Source organism: Burkholderia sp. Se-20373 (assembly GCF_017104705.1).
GTDB lineage: Bacteria > Pseudomonadota > Gammaproteobacteria > Burkholderiales > Burkholderiaceae > Burkholderia.
In genome coordinates this window covers 15,317-29,957 of record NZ_JAAGPH010000047.1, presented here as the reverse complement: position 1 = coordinate 29,957, position 14,641 = coordinate 15,317, and the positions used below count along the sequence as shown (strand labels likewise).

General features: G+C 65.7%; 14 protein-coding genes. 10 read left to right on the top strand and 4 right to left on the bottom strand.

The window, feature by feature from the left end; genetic code table 11:
* Positions 1-132: 132 nt before the first annotated feature.
* On the bottom strand, positions 133-441 hold the full coding sequence (locus G3N96_RS17425; protein ID WP_124584689.1) for a DUF3761 domain-containing protein: 309 nt from the start codon (positions 439-441) through the stop codon (positions 133-135).
* 80 nt (positions 442-521) lie between these two features.
* Positions 522-1,439, bottom strand: a complete 918-nt coding sequence (gene gcvA, locus G3N96_RS17420) for a transcriptional regulator GcvA (RefSeq protein WP_206137947.1) — start codon at positions 1,437-1,439, stop codon at positions 522-524.
* 193 nt (positions 1,440-1,632) lie between these two features.
* Between gcvA and G3N96_RS17415 the strand changes: the two genes are divergently transcribed.
* From G3N96_RS17415 to G3N96_RS17395, 6 genes are all read left to right on the top strand, one after another.
* Positions 1,633-2,937: an MFS transporter gene (locus G3N96_RS17415; protein WP_206137946.1), complete on the top strand. Its 1,305-nt coding sequence runs from the start codon at positions 1,633-1,635 to the stop codon at positions 2,935-2,937.
* A gap of 81 nt (positions 2,938-3,018) precedes the next feature.
* Complete coding sequence (locus G3N96_RS17410; RefSeq protein WP_206137945.1) at positions 3,019-3,363, top strand: MmcQ/YjbR family DNA-binding protein; 345 nt, start codon at positions 3,019-3,021, stop codon at positions 3,361-3,363.
* Between the two features lie 417 nt (positions 3,364-3,780).
* The gene (gene gabP, locus G3N96_RS17405) at positions 3,781-5,172 is read left to right on the top strand and encodes a GABA permease (RefSeq protein WP_206137944.1); all 1,392 of its coding nucleotides are present in this window, start codon (positions 3,781-3,783) and stop codon (positions 5,170-5,172) included.
* Positions 5,173-5,414: 242 nt separating this feature from the next.
* Positions 5,415-6,383 (top strand): alpha/beta fold hydrolase, encoded by a 969-nt coding sequence (locus tag G3N96_RS17400; RefSeq protein WP_346778898.1) that lies wholly within the window; start codon positions 5,415-5,417, stop codon positions 6,381-6,383.
* Between the two features lie 39 nt (positions 6,384-6,422).
* The gene (locus G3N96_RS39715) at positions 6,423-6,548 is read left to right on the top strand and encodes a hypothetical protein (RefSeq protein ID WP_277399447.1); all 126 of its coding nucleotides are present in this window, start codon (positions 6,423-6,425) and stop codon (positions 6,546-6,548) included.
* Positions 6,520-7,482 carry a radical SAM protein gene (locus tag G3N96_RS17395; RefSeq protein ID WP_241022692.1) on the top strand — a complete coding sequence of 321 codons (963 nt, stop codon included), beginning with the start codon at positions 6,520-6,522 and terminating at the stop codon, positions 7,480-7,482. The genes G3N96_RS39715 and G3N96_RS17395 overlap by 29 nt, the downstream gene beginning before the upstream one ends.
* Positions 7,483-7,622: 140 nt before the next feature.
* Here the strand turns inward: G3N96_RS17395 and ychF are convergent, their stop codons facing one another.
* Positions 7,623-8,717: a redox-regulated ATPase YchF gene (gene ychF / locus G3N96_RS17390; protein ID WP_089439131.1), complete on the bottom strand. Its 1,095-nt coding sequence runs from the start codon at positions 8,715-8,717 to the stop codon at positions 7,623-7,625.
* A 246-nt stretch (positions 8,718-8,963) separates the two neighbouring features.
* Here ychF and G3N96_RS17385 point away from each other — a divergent pair, with 246 nt between their 5' ends.
* The 4 genes from G3N96_RS17385 (at position 8,964) to G3N96_RS17370 (ending at position 13,612) form a co-directional block, all read left to right on the top strand.
* Positions 8,964-10,142 carry a UbiH/UbiF family hydroxylase gene (locus G3N96_RS17385; RefSeq protein ID WP_206137943.1) on the top strand — a complete coding sequence of 393 codons (1,179 nt, stop codon included), beginning with the start codon at positions 8,964-8,966 and terminating at the stop codon, positions 10,140-10,142.
* Positions 10,143-10,236: 94 nt separating this feature from the next.
* Positions 10,237-10,965 carry a DsbC family protein gene (locus G3N96_RS17380; RefSeq protein ID WP_124584699.1) on the top strand — a complete coding sequence of 243 codons (729 nt, stop codon included), beginning with the start codon at positions 10,237-10,239 and terminating at the stop codon, positions 10,963-10,965.
* A gap of 103 nt (positions 10,966-11,068) precedes the next feature.
* A complete protein-coding gene (locus G3N96_RS17375; protein ID WP_206137942.1) occupies positions 11,069-12,868 on the top strand; it encodes a PDZ domain-containing protein in 1,800 nt (599 codons plus the stop codon).
* Positions 12,869-13,015: 147 nt separating this feature from the next.
* Positions 13,016-13,612 (top strand): NAD(P)H-dependent oxidoreductase, encoded by a 597-nt coding sequence (locus G3N96_RS17370; RefSeq protein ID WP_039362334.1) that lies wholly within the window; start codon positions 13,016-13,018, stop codon positions 13,610-13,612.
* A 118-nt stretch (positions 13,613-13,730) separates the two neighbouring features.
* Here the strand turns inward: G3N96_RS17370 and G3N96_RS17365 are convergent, their stop codons facing one another.
* Positions 13,731-14,636: a uracil-DNA glycosylase gene (locus G3N96_RS17365; RefSeq protein WP_206137941.1), complete on the bottom strand. Its 906-nt coding sequence runs from the start codon at positions 14,634-14,636 to the stop codon at positions 13,731-13,733.
* Positions 14,637-14,641 lie beyond the last annotated feature (5 nt).

The window sequence follows — 14,641 nt, the reverse complement described above, 5'->3', positions numbered from 1 at the left end:
ACGGAGCGTGCCGCGCAGGGCGCGGCGGCGTCGCCGCGTGCGGGCGGCGCGAGCGGCTATTGTACTTCGCCGCCGAGTGTCGCTGACAGCGGCGGGTGGCTGCAGCGGCCCGGATTGACCATTCGGCCGAGGCTACAGCCACGCGGCAACGCCGCCGTGCCCCGAGCACGTGCCGCGCCGGTGACGGCTGAAGCTGTACGTGCCGTCGCGGCAGCGCGCGCTCGCGCCTTCGGGCACGCGGCCTGATTTCGAATGCGCGGGGGCATGCACGGTTTCGCCGTCGCGGTTGCGATACGTGTCGTGGCGGTCGAGATCGGCTTCGTTGCTGTAGCCGGTCGGCGCGCGGTACGCGTGTGCCGGAACGGGCAGCGAGGCGCACGCGACGAAAAATGCGGCGGACAGCGTCGCAATGCGTGTCGCGCGGCGGAGCAGGGCGGGCATGGTCTCTCTCGGTCTGTTGTTATTGGTGCCGGGCCGCATGTTAGCCGATCGGCAGAAGAAGCGCGCCGTGAGAGAGGGCGCTACGCCGCGCCGGACATCGATGCCGCGCCGTCGGCCAGGGCGGCGTCGAGGATCCATCGGCGAAAGGCGGCAACCTTTGGCCGTTCCGCGTGATGCGGCGGATAGACGAGGTAGTACGCGAAATCGTCGAGCCACGCGACATCGGCGAGCTGCACGAGCCTGCCGCTCGCCAGCTCGCCGCGCACCATCGCGGCCGGCAGCAGCCCGGCGCCCTGGCCGGCGACGATCGCCTGCAGCAACAGGCCCGAGTCGTCGAACGCGGGGCCGCGCGGCGGGCCGAAATCGTCGATCCGCTGTGCGCCGAACCAGATGTGCCAGCCCTTGCGCTCGGCGTCGTGCAGCTGCGGCCAGCCGACGAGCTCGGCCGGCGTCGCCGGCATGCCGAGCCGCGCGACGAGTTCGGGCGACGCGAGCGCGACGATCTCCACCGTCAGCAGGCGCTCGCTGCACAGCCCGATGTAGCGCCCGAGGCCATGACGGATCGCGACGTCGACGCCGTCGCGCGAGAAATCGGCCGGTGCATGGCTCGTGACGACCTGCAGGTCGACGTCCGGGCAAGCCTCCCGAAACTGCGCGAGGCGCGGGACGAGCCACGCGGATGCGAAGAATGGCGTGACGCTCACCGTCAGCACGCCGCTGTCGGCCGCACCCGACACGCGCTGCGACGCATCGGCGATCTGCCGGAACGCGTTGCGCACCGGCGGCAGGTAGTCGCGGCCGGCGGCCGTGAGCAGGATGCCGCGGTTGATGCGCTCGAACAGCTGTACGCCGAGATGCGTCTCGAGCGTGCGGATCATCTGGCTTACCGCGCCGGGCGTGACCGACAGCTCCTCGGCAGCCGCCTTCACCGACAGGTGGCGGGCAGCTGCTTCGAATGCGCGCAGCGGGTTGAGAGGCGGCAAGCGGGAACGATTCATTCAGTTTTTCTAAATCGAAAGTCCGACGAAATATCGTTTGAGACGATGCGTACGCGCGAGTACCGTTGACGCATCGGATCGTATGTTTCGCGACTGCCTGTCGGTGGCCGGTGCGATCAACATAGTTCAACTATATCCATGAGGCAATCCGGACGCCGTCCGGCGGCCGGGGGAACCTGAGAGGAGCATCGTCATGAACCGCCCGGGCGCATCGCGCGTTTTCTACGGCTGGTACGTGGTGGCGGCCGCGTTTGCCGTCACGTTCGTCGGTTTCGGCAGCGCATACACGTTCAGCGCCTTCGTCGAGTCGCTGCAGCGGGATTTCGCCGCGTCGCGCGGGCAGATCTCGCTCGTGTTTTCGCTCGCCGGCTTCCTGTATTTCGGTTTCGGCATCGTCAGCGGGCCGCTGGCCGACCGCTTCGGCTCGCGACGGCTGGCCGTCGCCGGGATGCTGCTGACGGGCATCGGGCTCGCGGCTGCCGGCGCCGCGCATACGCTGGTGCAGGTCTACGTCGCGTACGGGCTCGGTGTCGGTCTCGGCGTCGGCTGCGCATACGTACCGGCTGTCGGCGCCGTGCAGCGCTGGTTCGTGCGCCGGCGCGGCTTCGCGTCGGGGCTCGCGGTCGCCGGGATCGGCGTCGGCACGCTGGTGATGCCGCCGCTCGCGTCCCCGCTGATCGCGCACGTCGGCTGGCGCGGTGCGTATTTCACGCTGGCCGTGATCGCGGTCGTGATCGGCGCGGGGATGGCGTTGCTGATCGAAAACGATCCGCGCGGGCGGGGGCTGCTGCCGGACGGAGAGGCGGCGCATGAGCCCGTCGAGGGTGGCGGCGCGAAGGCCACCGCGCGCGATGCGGGGCGTTCGGTGTCCGGTGCGGCCGCTAGTCGCAAGCCGGCTGCCGGCGCGACGGTGCGTGAAGCCGTCACGTCGCGCTCGTTCGCGAGCCTCTACGCGGCATGCCTCATCTGTTCGTTCGGCGTGTTCGTCCCGTTCGTTCATCTTGTGCCGTATGCGCTCGATCATGGCGTCTCGTCATCGACGGCCGTGCTGCTGCTCGGCGCGATCGGCGTCGGCAGCACGGCTGGCCGCTTCTTCCTGGGCGGCCTCGCCGACCGTTTCGGCCGCCGCACATCGCTGCTCGCGATGTTCGCGGGCATGGCTGTCGCGCTCGTCGCATGGGCCGGCGCCGGCACCGTCGCCACGCTTGCCGCATTCGCACTCGGGTTCGGCGTGTTCTACGGCGGCTGGGTCGCGGTGCTGCCGGCGGTGGTGATGGACTATTTCGGCGGCCGCAACGTGAGCGGGATCATCGGCGTGCTCTACACGAGCGTCGCATTCGGCACGCTGATCGGACCGACCGCGGCCGGCTTCATCTACGACGCGGGCGGCGGCTATCTCGTGCCGATCCTGGCCAGTGCCGCCGCGAATGCGATCGCGTTTGCGATCGTCGCGACAACGGGGCGTGCGTCGACGGCCGCGCGTGCGGCGCGCGGATAAGCGCACGGCCCATGGCACGGCTTCGCGAATTCCGGTAGGGTGGCCCGATCGCGAACCGAAGGCATCCAGCCGGGAGGCGCCATGACATTCGACGAAGTCCGGCAGATCGCGCTGGCGTGGCGCGGCGTCGAGGAACGCACGTCATACGGCACGCCCGCACTCAAGGTGAAGGGCAAGATGCTCGCGCGGCTGCGCGAGGACGGCGACACGCTCGTCGTGAAAGGCGTCGGCCCCGACGAGCGCGCGTGGCTGATCGAATCGGAACCCGACGTGTATTACGTGACGGATCACTACGTCGGCTGGCCGATCGTGCTGGTGCGGCTGTCGGCGGCCCATCCGGACGCCGTGAAAAACCTGCTTTTGCGGGAATGGCAGGCCGTCGTCCCCGCCAAATGGCTTGACGAGATGACGAACGGCACGCGCTGACGCGGCGCCGGTTGCGACTGGCTGACCCGATGTCGCCCGGTGCTTTCGGCGCGCTACCGAGTCGCCGCGAACGGCACAAGCGTTGCATCGATCAATGTCGATGCAACAAGTGGTTCCATCGAAATTCTTCAATTGGTTCTTAGTGAAGAACCGTTTGATGCTTACACTCCTTCGCTTCGAAGGCAGCTGACGAAAGCCGACGGAAAGGGCGCACGCGATGCGCCGGCGCCCTGCGCGCCGTATCGCACCCGCAGCTTCGCAGACTGCGTCGCGCCCCGTTCCGGAACGGCCCCCGATCCGGCTGCGCGCCTGCAACCCATGCAGGCGACGCATCCGGCACGGCTCAAGAACCACAATCCCCCGTGCTGCCTTCACGCGATACCCGGCCATACCGGACCGTTTTTTGGAGAGAGACAGATGAGTGGAAGCAACACAGGCCTCGGTACGGGCCTGAAGCAGCGGCACGTGACGATGATGTCGATTGCCGGCGTGATCGGCGCGGGCCTGTTCGTCGGCTCCGGCCACGCCATCGCGGAAGCCGGCCCGGCGTCGATCCTTGCGTATGCGATCGCAGGGGTGCTGGTCGTGCTCGTGATGCGCATGCTCGGCGAGATGGCCGTCGCGCATCCGGACAGCGGTTCGTTCTCCACCTATGCCGATCGCGCGATCGGCCATTGGGCCGGTTTCTCGATCGGCTGGCTGTACTGGTGGTTCTGGGTGCTCGTGATTCCGATCGAGGCGACTGCCGCCGCGACCATTCTCAATGCATGGTTTCCTGGTGTCGCGACCTGGGTCTTCGCGCTCGGCATCACGCTGATGCTGACGGTGACCAACCTCTTCTCGGTCAAGAACTACGGCGAATTCGAATTCTGGTTCGCGCTGATCAAGGTTGTCGCGATCGTCGTGTTCCTGTGCATCGGCGGTGCGGCGATCGTCGGCATCATCCCGGCGCCGGCCGTATCGGGCGTGTCGAACCTGTTCGTGCATGACGGCTTCATGCCGCACGGCGCCGGCGCGGTGCTCGCGGCGATGCTGACGACGATGTTCTCGTTCCTCGGCACCGAGATCGTGACGATCGCGGCCGCCGAATCGGACAACCCGCAACGCCAGATCGTGCGCGCGACCAACTCGGTGATCTGGCGTATCACGCTGTTCTATCTCGGCTCGATTCTCGTCGTCGCGGCCATCGTCCCGTGGAACGACCCGCTGCTGCCGAAGCACGGCTCGTATCAGCGCGCGATGGAGCTGATCGGCGTCCCGAACGCGAAGGCGATCATCGACGTGATCGTGCTGGTGTCGGTCGCGAGCTGCCTGAATTCGGCGCTGTACACCGCGTCGCGGATGCTGTTCTCGCTGTCCAAGCGCAAGGATGCGCCCGCGTTCCTGCACCGTACCGATTCGACCGGCACACCGCGCGCGGCCGTGCTCGCGTCGACCGCGTTCGGTTTCGTGACCGTCATCGCGAACTACCTGATGCCGGAACAGGTGTTCGGCTTCCTCCTGGCGACGTCGGGCGCGATCGCGCTGCTCGTGTATCTCGTGATCGCGATCTCGCAGCTGCGGATGCGCAAGACGCTCGAATCGACCGGCGCGGACCTGACGTTGCGGATGTGGTTGTTCCCGTGGCTCACGTGGGCCGTGATCCTGTTCATCTGCGGCACGCTGACCGTGATGCTCGTGAGCGAGGATCACCGGATGGAAGTGGGTGCGACGGCCGTGCTGGCGCTGATCGTGCTGCTGGCGTCGTGGCTGAACAAGCGTGGCCGCGATGCGCAGGCGAGCGAAGGGCGGCGCGTGTCGGCGACTTGAGTGGGTGAAGTGATGGCGGGCGGAAAGCCCGCGTTATGAAAAAATGGCCTGATCGGCGTTTGCCGGTCGGGCCATTTTTGTTCCAATGTGGCAGTTGAAGCCGGGCGTGACGCGTTGTGAGAGGCGGCGAGCAAGACGCAACTAACGCGAAATAATCGAACTCGTCTGATTTCGTCAGCAAAGATTTGCTCTTACATTGATCGCTTCGATTACCGGGGTGAATCGATGTATAAATCAATTTGGTGCCCTTTGTTGATGATCGGCATTATCAGGCAGAACCTGATATCCAATCGCCCGATCGATACGTTCCCTCGTGCGTCGTCTGTATCGAAGTCGAAGCAGTGATCGAGCGTTCGACACCTCGCGTCAGCATAGCTTTCGCCGCCCGTGACGGTTTCCAGCTCAAGGGAACCTATTTCCCGGCGTCCGACAGTGATCGCTCCCCCGTGCTCATCTGTCCTGCGACAGGAATTCGGCAATCTTTTTATTTCCCGTTCGCGGATTGGTTGCGCAAAGACGGCCACTCAACGTTTGTATTCGATTATCGGGGAATCGGCGCGTCGCTCGATACGGGTCACGTCCGCTGGTCCCAGGCGCGAAAACAGGACTGGGGGCAGTTCGACATGCCTGCGGCGCTCGACTGGCTCCTTGGCGAAACCGGTGCGCGCGGCGCACATTTGATCGGGCATAGCGCGGGCGCACAACTGGTCGGCCTGATGCCGAATCATGCGTCGATTCGTTCGTTATGTGCCATCTCGGCATCTTCGGGGTATGTCGGCAACATTCGCTGGCCAAAGCGTTTCGCGGCCTTGCTGCTTGCCCATCTGTATGTGCCGATTTCCGTTCGACTGCTCGGTTACGTTCCGGCGAGGGTACTCGGCTGGGGTGATGATCTGCCGCCGTGCGTTGGACTTCAGTGGGCCCGATGGTGTCGCCGGCGGGGATATGTGGCGAACGAATTCGGAGCAGGGGTGGCACGCCACTACTACGACGAATTTATCGCTCCCGTCACCGTTGTAGCAGCAACCGACGACCCGCTTGCGACGCCGGCCAATATCGAAGACTGGCTGCGCCTGTTGCCGAAAGCCCAGTCCGACGTTCACTTCATCCATCCAGAAGATCCCGACGGCCGAGCAATTGGCCACGTCGGCATGTTCCGCCGCGAGCATTCGTCGCTGTGGCCGGAACTCACCAGAGGGTTGCTGCGCTGACGGCGCGTGTCGTTTGCATCCTCGCATCAGGAGACCACGATGGATGATTCAATTGAAATGAAATTGCGCTTCAAGCCCGTCAGAAATGAGGCGAAGGAGACGCGCGTCGCTTTACCACCTTACGAATCAATGCAATCTGCGTTGCAAGGGCTGCTGGTTTTTTGAGAACGAATTCGATACGGCATCGCACGAGTTGAACGATACGCAACGTCTTGAGCAGCGTGTGAAGGAGGAGGCTGCGCGCGGGATCAACGCGCCGCTATTGATTGGCGGCGAGCCTGCATTGCACCTCGATCGGATACGGATTTTCAGGAAATACATGCCGAAAGTGTCCGTGTCGACGAATGGACTTAGAAAAATCCCGTATGAAGGATTCGAGGACATTACCATCGCGATCTCCGTATTTGGCGGCGGGCCACTCGACGATGAATTGCGTGCGATTGGTCCGAACGGAAAACGCTTCACCGGCTTGTTCGACAAGGCGCTGGCAAACTATCGCGACGACGAACGTGCGGGTTTTGTCTACGCAGTGACGATTGACGGTATTGCGTACGTCGAGGAAACGGTGCGCAAAATTCGAGATAACGGGAATCGGTTGCTGTTCAATTACTACAGTCCCTACGACGTTGACGGCTCGCTACGTCGACGAGGCGAGGAGCGGTTGCTGGACGTCCTGCTCGACTTGAAAGCGAAATACCCTGAAACCATTGCAAGCCATCCCTATTATCTGACGGCCCTGATGCGGGGTGAGACCGCCTGGGGAGCATTCAATGGTGCAAGTTGTCCGAGCGTCAGCGAAGATCATCCGCAAAACGTGGATCGGTTCGCATCGGGGTGGCCCGCGCTACCCAGGTTCAATGCGTATCGTGCCGATTTTGTCTCGCTTGCGCGCTGTTGTACGTCAGGAGAATGCGCGAAGTGTCGCGACAGCCAGGCCGTGATGTCCTGGTTGCTGGTTAACGCGAGGCACGTACTGCAGGAGGACGACGGACTTCGGACAGGGACGGAGGTTGCTGAAAGCTATTTCAGTCAGTTTGTCTGGTCGAAATACCATCCGCGCAACCGTATGGAGCGCGCGTCGATTTGCGCAATGCAATGAGACGGCACAGGGTGGTCACCGTGCAGCCATGCATAGCCGGATCGAAATCAGACAAGCAGCTCCGGTCGTGACTATGCCGGTGCGCCGAAAAGTGAAAAGCCCGCAGAAGCGGGCTTTTCACTGAGGCGATAACGCAACGCTCAGACGTTGAACAGGAAGTTCATCACGTCGCCGTCGTGCACGACATATTCCTTCCCTTCCGCCCGCATCTTGCCGGCTTCCTTCGCGCCTTGCTCACCCTTGTACGTGACGAAATCGTCGAACGCGATCGTCTGCGCGCGGATGAAGCCGCGCTCGAAGTCGGTGTGGATCACGCCGGCTGCCTGCGGCGCCGTGTCGCCGATATGGATCGTCCATGCGCGCACTTCCTTCACGCCCGCGGTGAAGTACGTCTGCAGGCCGAGCAGCTTGAAGCCCGCGCGGATCACGCGGTCGAGGCCCGGCTCTTCCATGCCCATGTCGGCGAGGAACGCTTCCTTGTCCGCATCGTCGAGATCGGCGATTTCCGCCTCGATCGCCGCACACACGGCCACGACCGGCGCATTTTCGCTTTCCGCGTACTTGCGGACCGCGTCGAGATGCGGGTTGTTCTCGAAACCGTCGTCCTTCACGTTGGCCACGTACATCGCCGGCTTCGCGGTGATCAGGCAGAACGGCTTGATCAGCGCCGCTTCGTCGTCCGACAGTTCGAGGCCGCGCACGGCCTTGCCCTGGTCGAGCTGAGCGCGCACTTTTTCGAGCACCGCGACGAGCTTCGCCGCTTCCTTGTCGTTGCCCGACTTCGCCGCCTTCGAATAGCGCGTGAGCGCCTTCTCGACGGTGCCGAGGTCGGCGAGCGCGAGTTCGGTGTTGATCACTTCGATGTCGTCGATCGGGCTGACCTTGCCGGCGACGTGAATGACGTTCTCGTCCTCGAAGCAGCGCACGACGTGCGTGATCGCGTCGGTTTCGCGGATGTTCGCGAGGAACTGGTTGCCGAGGCCTTCACCCTTGCTCGCGCCCGCGACGAGGCCCGCGATGTCGACGAATTCGACGACGGCCGGCACGACACGCTCCGGCTTGACGATCTCGGAGAGCGCCTTCAGGCGCGTATCGGGTACTTCGACGATGCCGACGTTCGGCTCGATCGTGCAGAACGGGTAGTTCTCGGCGGCGATGCCGGCCTTGGTCAGCGCATTGAACAGGGTGGACTTGCCGACGTTGGGCAAGCCGACGATGCCGCATTTGAGACTCATGGAATCCTTCGGACGGGTAAGGCGGCGCGGCCGGACAGGGCACGGCGGCGCGGGAAAAAAGGGCGGCCGGCGCTTGGGGCGCGGCGGGCCGACGGTCAAAGACGCTATTGTACCGTGCCGACGCCCCGGATTCCGGGCGGGCGCCGAACGGCCGATGCGGCGGGCCGCCGCGCTGCCGCATCGGCCTGCGATTCTGCTGATTTCCCGCAAAGTCCGGCCGCGTAAGGGTTTGGCCCCGCGGCTATAATGCCCGCCATGACTGCCCACCACACCTTCGACGTCGCCGTGGTCGGCGGCGGGCTCGTCGGCAAGACGGCCGCGCTCGCGCTGACCCAGTCCGGCTACAAGACAGCCTTGCTCGCCCAGCCGGCCGCGCCGCGCCCCGCCGATCTCGCATTCGACACGCGCGTCTACGCGCTGTCCTCCAGTTCGCAGGCGCTGCTCGAGCGGCTGCGCGTCTGGCAGGCGCTCGAGCACAGCCGGCTTGCGCCGGTCTACGACATGCGCGTGTACGGCGATGCGCACGCGGAACTGCATTTCTCCGCGTACCAGGCGTCCGTGCCGCAACTCGCGTGGATCGCCGAATCGTCGCTGGTCGAGGCGTCGCTCGACGCCGCGCTGCGGTTCCAGCCGAACCTCACGTGGTTCGATGCGCGCGCACAGGGCTTCGACGTGCGCGACGACGCGGCCGTGCTCACGCTGTCGTCGGGCCAGGTGCTGGAAGCGGACCTCGTCGTCGGCGCGGACGGCGCGCATTCGTGGGTACGCTCGCAAATGGGGGCTAAAGTCGAACGGCGCGACTACCGGCAAACCGGCGTCGTCGCGAACTTCAAGGCGTCGCTGCCGCACCGCGAGACCGCCTACCAGTGGTTCCACGAAGGCGAGATCGTCGCGCTGCTGCCGCTGCCGGACGGCCATGTATCGCTCGTCTGGTCCGCGCACACCGCGCATGCGGACGAATTGCTCGCACTCGATCCGGCGCAGCTCGCGGCCGAAGTCGAGCGCGTGTCGCATGGTCAGGTCGGCACGCTCGACTGCGTGACGCCGGCTGCCGGTTTCCCGCTGGCGCTGCAGACGGTCGACAAGCTGATCGCACCGCGCGTCGCGCTCGTCGGCGATGCCGCGCACCTGATCCACCCGCTCGCGGGGCAGGGGATGAATCTCGGCTTGCGCGACGTCGCGGCGCTTGCCGACGCGATCGCGGGCAAGGAAAGCTTCCGCAACCTCGGCGATACGGTGCTGCTGCGTCGCTACGAGCGTTCGCGCCGCGAGGACATCCGTGCGCTGATGGTCGCGACCGACGGGCTGCAGCGGCTGTTCGCGGCGCCGGGCTCGCTCGCGAAGGCCGTGCGCAACGCGGGCATGGCCTTCGTCGGCGTGCAGCCGCTCGTGAGGCGCTGGCTCGTATTGGCCGCGCTCGGCTGATCGATCGAACCTTCGGCCGCTTCGCCGGTCGGACACGGTTCCGTTACGGCGTACACTGTGCCGTGCACTCCGATTGAGCTGAAGGAAGATTTCGATGAAAAAAACGATCCGCATCGCGTCGCTGGCGCTGGCCGTCACGATGGCGACGCTTGGCTGCACCGCGCAGGCCGACCAGACCACCGACAAGCTGAAAGCAACGCTGCAGGCCCGCCTCGGCAGCGACGCGCCGATCAAGAGCGTGTCGAAAGCGCCGGTCGCCGGCCTTTACGAAGTCAACCTCGGCTCGCAGATCATCTATAGCGATGCGGCAGGCGACTACGTGCTGCTCGGCGATCTCGTCGACACCAAGACGCGCAAGAACCTGACCGACGCGCGTCTGTCCGAAATCAACAAGATCGACTTCGCGAGCCTGCCGTTCGCGAATGCGATCAAGGTCGTCAAGGGCAACGGCGCCCGCAAGATCGCGGTGTTCTCCGATCCGAACTGCCCGTATTGCAAGAAGCTCGAGACGACGCTGCAGTCGGTCGACAACGTGACCGTCTACACGTTCCTGTACCCGGTGCTGTCGCCGGATTCGACCGCGAAGTCGAAGGCGATCTGGTGCGCGACCGATCGCGCGAAAACGTGGGAGGGCTGGATGCTCGACCACCGCGCGCCGTCCGGCGCCGGTACCTGCGACACGACCGCGCTCGACAAGAACCTCGCGCTCGGCCGCGGGATGAACGTCACCGGCACGCCGACGATCTTCCTGCCGGACGGCCGCCGCCTGCCGGGCGCCGTGTCGGCCGACCAGCTCAACCAGGCGCTCGCCTCGAGCAAGTAACCGACCACGCGCCGGGCCGCATGGCCCGGCCAGTGAGGGGCGCCCGCATCTGCCGGCGCCTCTCTTCGTTTCCGCCGCCGTATTCGACCGACCGATTGCCACGATGACCCAGCCGATCCGCTATTCGATTGCTCCGAAAGATCTTGCCGCGCACCTGTTCGAAGTATCGGTGACGGTCGCCGATCCCGACCCCGAAGGCCAGCGCTTTTCGTTGCCGGTGTGGATTCCGGGCAGCTACCTGGTGCGCGAGTTCGCGCGCAACATCGTGACGCTCGGCGCCTTCAACGACGCGGGCCGCAAGGTGCGGATCGCGAAGACCGACAAGCACACGTGGCAGGCCGCACCCGTGAACGGTGCGCTGACGCTGCGCTACGACGTGTATGCATGGGACCTGTCGGTGCGCTCCGCGTATCTCGACGAATCGGGTGGCTTCTTCAACGCGACGGCCGTGTTCCTGAGTGTTGCGGGCCACGAGGCTGCGCCGTGTGAAGTCGATATCGCGAAGCCGGCCGGTGCGGCGTTCCGCGCATGGCGCGTCGGCACGTCGCTGCCCGAGGCGCGCGGCACCAAGCGCTACGGGTTCGGTGCATATCGCGCGGCGAACTACGACGAGCTCTCCGACCATCCGGTGACGATCGGCGAATTCGCGCTCGCGACGTTCGACGCGCACGGCGTGCCGCACGACATCGTGATCGCGGGGCGCGTGACGCAACTCGACCTGGAGCGCCTGCGCACCGACCTGAAGCGCGTGTGCGAAGCGCAGATCGCGCTGTTCGAGCCGAAATCGAAGAAAGCGCCGATGGACCGCTACGTGTTCATGACGCTGGCGGTCAGCGACGGCTACGGCGGCCTCGAGCACCGCGCGTCGACCGCGCTGATCTGCAACCGCACCGACCTGCCGGTGAAGGGGCGGCCCGAAACGACGGAAGGCTATCGCACGTATCTCGGGCTCTGCAGCCACGAGTACTTCCATACGTGGAACGTGAAGCGCATCAAGCCGGCGGCGTTCGTGCCGTACGACCTGTCGAAGGAAAACTACACGTCGCTGCTGTGGCTGTTCGAGGGCTTCACGTCGTATTACGACGACCTGATGCTGGTGCGCAGCGGGCTGATGTCGCAGGACGAATATTTCGCGGCGCTCGGCCGTACGGTCGGCGGCGTGCTGCGCGGCACGGGGCGCCTGAAGCAAAGCGTCGCCGAAAGCTCGTTCGACGCGTGGATCAAGTATTACCGCCAGGACGAGAACGCGACCAACGCGATCGTCAGCTACTACACGAAGGGTTCGCTCGTCGCGCTCACGTTCGATCTCGCGATCCGCGCGCAGACGCGCCACAAGAAGTCACTCGACGACGTGATGCGCCTGCTGTGGCAGCGCTACGGCCGCGATTTCTACCGCGGCAAGCAAGCGGGTGTCGAGGAGAACGAAGTCGAGGCGCTGATCGAAGAGGCGACGGGCGTCGCGCTCGGCCGCCTGTTCGCCGATGCCGTGCACGGCACGCGCGACCTGCCGCTCGCCGAACTGCTCGCACCGTTCGGCGTGACGCTCGCGCCCGATGTGGCGAACGGCGCGATCGCGAAGCCGACGATCGGCGCGCGCCTGCGCGGCGGCGCGGACTGCACGTTCGCGGCCGTCTACGAAGGCGGCGCCGCACATCGCGCGGGGCTGTCGGCCGGCGACACGCTGATCGCGGTCGACGGGCTGCGCGTCACGGGCACCAACCTCGACGCGCTGCTCGCGCGCTACCGGCCGGGTGACAAGGTCGAGGTTCACGCGTTCCGTCGCGACGAGCTGCGCACCGCGAAACTGAAGCTCGACGGCCCGGAAGTCACGCGCTACCGGCTGACGGCGGCCGCGAAGCCGGCTGCGGTTTCGAAGGCCCGGGAGGCTTGGCTGAAGGGTTGAGCGGTCTGAAGCGGGTATCGGGGCGCGATCGACGATTGTTCTGCTGCTGCAACAATCCGTCGCCCTGAACCCGCTTTTTCGCGGTCATGCGGCCACGCACAATGGCGTCACTCGCGCTACCAAAGCGCAACCCTACTGGAGCCTGACATGACGACCATTCTGCAAATCAATTCCGCCGCGCGTTCGCAAGGTGCGCAATCCACGCTGCTGGCCAACGAACTGACGGCAAAGCTGCAACAATCGAACCCCGGCGCGAACGTCGTGGTTCGCGACCTGCTTGCCGATGCGCTGCCGCACCTCGACGAATCGGTGCTCGGCGCGTTTTTCACGCCGGCCGACAAGCGCACCGCGGAACAGAATGCGATCGTCGCGAAGAGCGATGCACTGATTGCCGAACTGCAAGCTGCCGACATCATCGTGATCGGCGCACCGATGTACAACTTCGGCATCTCGTCGCAACTGAAGACCTACTTCGACTGGATCGCCCGCGCAGGCGTCACGTTCCGCTACACCGAGAACGGTCCGGAAGGCCTGATCAAGGGCAAGAAGGTTCACGTGGTGACGGCCCGTGGCGGCAAGTACGCCGGTACGCCGAACGACAGCCAGACCCCGTACCTGCGTACGTTCCTCGGCTTCGTCGGCATGACCGACGTGAACTTCATCTTCGCGGAAGGCCTGAACCTCGGCGCGGACGCGCAAAGCGCAGCGCTGGCCGGCGCACGCGAAGCGATCGCCGCCGCGTAACGTCGATGCGGGTGCGCCGCACCCGCCGCATCGCCCGATAAAAAAACGCCGCGTCCCGAAAAGGGGCGCGGCGTTTTTGCATGCCGGCTGGCGTGGCGAACGAACGGCGGCGCGGCGGTTACGCGAGCGTTTCCGCCACTTCAGGCAGGCGCCAGTCGATCGGTTCGCGGCCTGCCTCGACCAGATAGTCGTTCGCGAGCGCGAAATGGCGGCAGCCGAGGAAGCCGCGGTGCGCGGACAGCGGCGACGGATGCGGCGCCTCGAGCACGCGATGCGCGCTGGCGTCGAACAGCGCGCGCTTCGCCTGCGCGTGGGCGCCCCACAGCATGAAGACGAGCCCCTGATGGCGGCCGGCGAGTTCGCGGATCAGCGTGTCCGTGCATTGCTCCCAACCGCGCTTCGCATGGCTCGCGGCGGCCCCGCGCTCGACCGTCAGCACCGTGTTGAGCAGCAGCACGCCCTGGCGTGCCCAGGTGTCGAGACAGCCGTGGCGCGGCGTGTCGTGGCCGAAGTTCGCGGCGATTTCCTTGAAGATGTTGCGCAGCGACGGCGGCGTGCGCACGGCCGGCGGTACCGAGAACGCGAGCCCGTGCGCCTGCGGCGTGCCGCGATCGTCGCCGTGGTACGGATCCTGGCCGAGGATCACGACCTTCACGTCGTCCGGGCTCGTCAGGCGCAGCGCGCGGAACACGTCGGTCGGGTAGACCGTCTTGCCGGCCGCACGCTCGTCATCGACGAAGCGGCACAGCGGCGCGTACGCGTCGCTGTCGGTAAAGGGTTTCAGCACGTCGCGCCAGACGGACGGCAGCGCGTCGAATTGCGCGGCGAGGTGCGGGACGTCGGCGGCAACGGGCTGCGGTGCCGTCGGGGTCGCAGCCGGAGCCGCGGCTTTCTTGGCGGGCTTGCGTCCGGCCGCGGGCGCTTCGGGCGCCGGGGACGGGGTATCGACCGGTGCCGTTTCCGGCACGGGATCATCGAACAGCGACGCCTGTTGCGGCGCGCGGGAAGTCTTGCGGGTTGCCATGCGTG

What these genes read in the sequence shown, in the direction of transcription:
- gcvA (WP_206137947.1), bottom strand. Translation starts at nt 1,439, where the DNA reads ATGAATCGTTCCCGCTTGCCGCCTCTCAACCCGCTGCGCGCATTCGAA.
- G3N96_RS17365 (WP_206137941.1), bottom strand. Translation starts at nt 14,636, where the DNA reads ATGGCAACCCGCAAGACTTCCCGCGCGCCGCAACAGGCGTCGCTGTTC.
- G3N96_RS17385 (WP_206137943.1), top strand. Translation starts at nt 8,964, where the DNA reads ATGCCCGCCATGACTGCCCACCACACCTTCGACGTCGCCGTGGTCGGC.
- G3N96_RS39715 (WP_277399447.1), top strand. Translation starts at nt 6,423, where the DNA reads ATGGATGATTCAATTGAAATGAAATTGCGCTTCAAGCCCGTCAGAAAT.
- G3N96_RS17370 (WP_039362334.1), top strand. Translation starts at nt 13,016, where the DNA reads ATGACGACCATTCTGCAAATCAATTCCGCCGCGCGTTCGCAAGGTGCG.
- G3N96_RS17415 (WP_206137946.1), top strand. Translation starts at nt 1,633, where the DNA reads ATGAACCGCCCGGGCGCATCGCGCGTTTTCTACGGCTGGTACGTGGTG.
- G3N96_RS17425 (WP_124584689.1), bottom strand. Translation starts at nt 441, where the DNA reads ATGCCCGCCCTGCTCCGCCGCGCGACACGCATTGCGACGCTGTCCGCC.
- ychF (WP_089439131.1), bottom strand. Translation starts at nt 8,717, where the DNA reads ATGAGTCTCAAATGCGGCATCGTCGGCTTGCCCAACGTCGGCAAGTCC.
- G3N96_RS17375 (WP_206137942.1), top strand. Translation starts at nt 11,069, where the DNA reads ATGACCCAGCCGATCCGCTATTCGATTGCTCCGAAAGATCTTGCCGCG.
- G3N96_RS17410 (WP_206137945.1), top strand. Translation starts at nt 3,019, where the DNA reads ATGACATTCGACGAAGTCCGGCAGATCGCGCTGGCGTGGCGCGGCGTC.
- G3N96_RS17380 (WP_124584699.1), top strand. Translation starts at nt 10,237, where the DNA reads ATGAAAAAAACGATCCGCATCGCGTCGCTGGCGCTGGCCGTCACGATG.
- gabP (WP_206137944.1), top strand. Translation starts at nt 3,781, where the DNA reads ATGAGTGGAAGCAACACAGGCCTCGGTACGGGCCTGAAGCAGCGGCAC.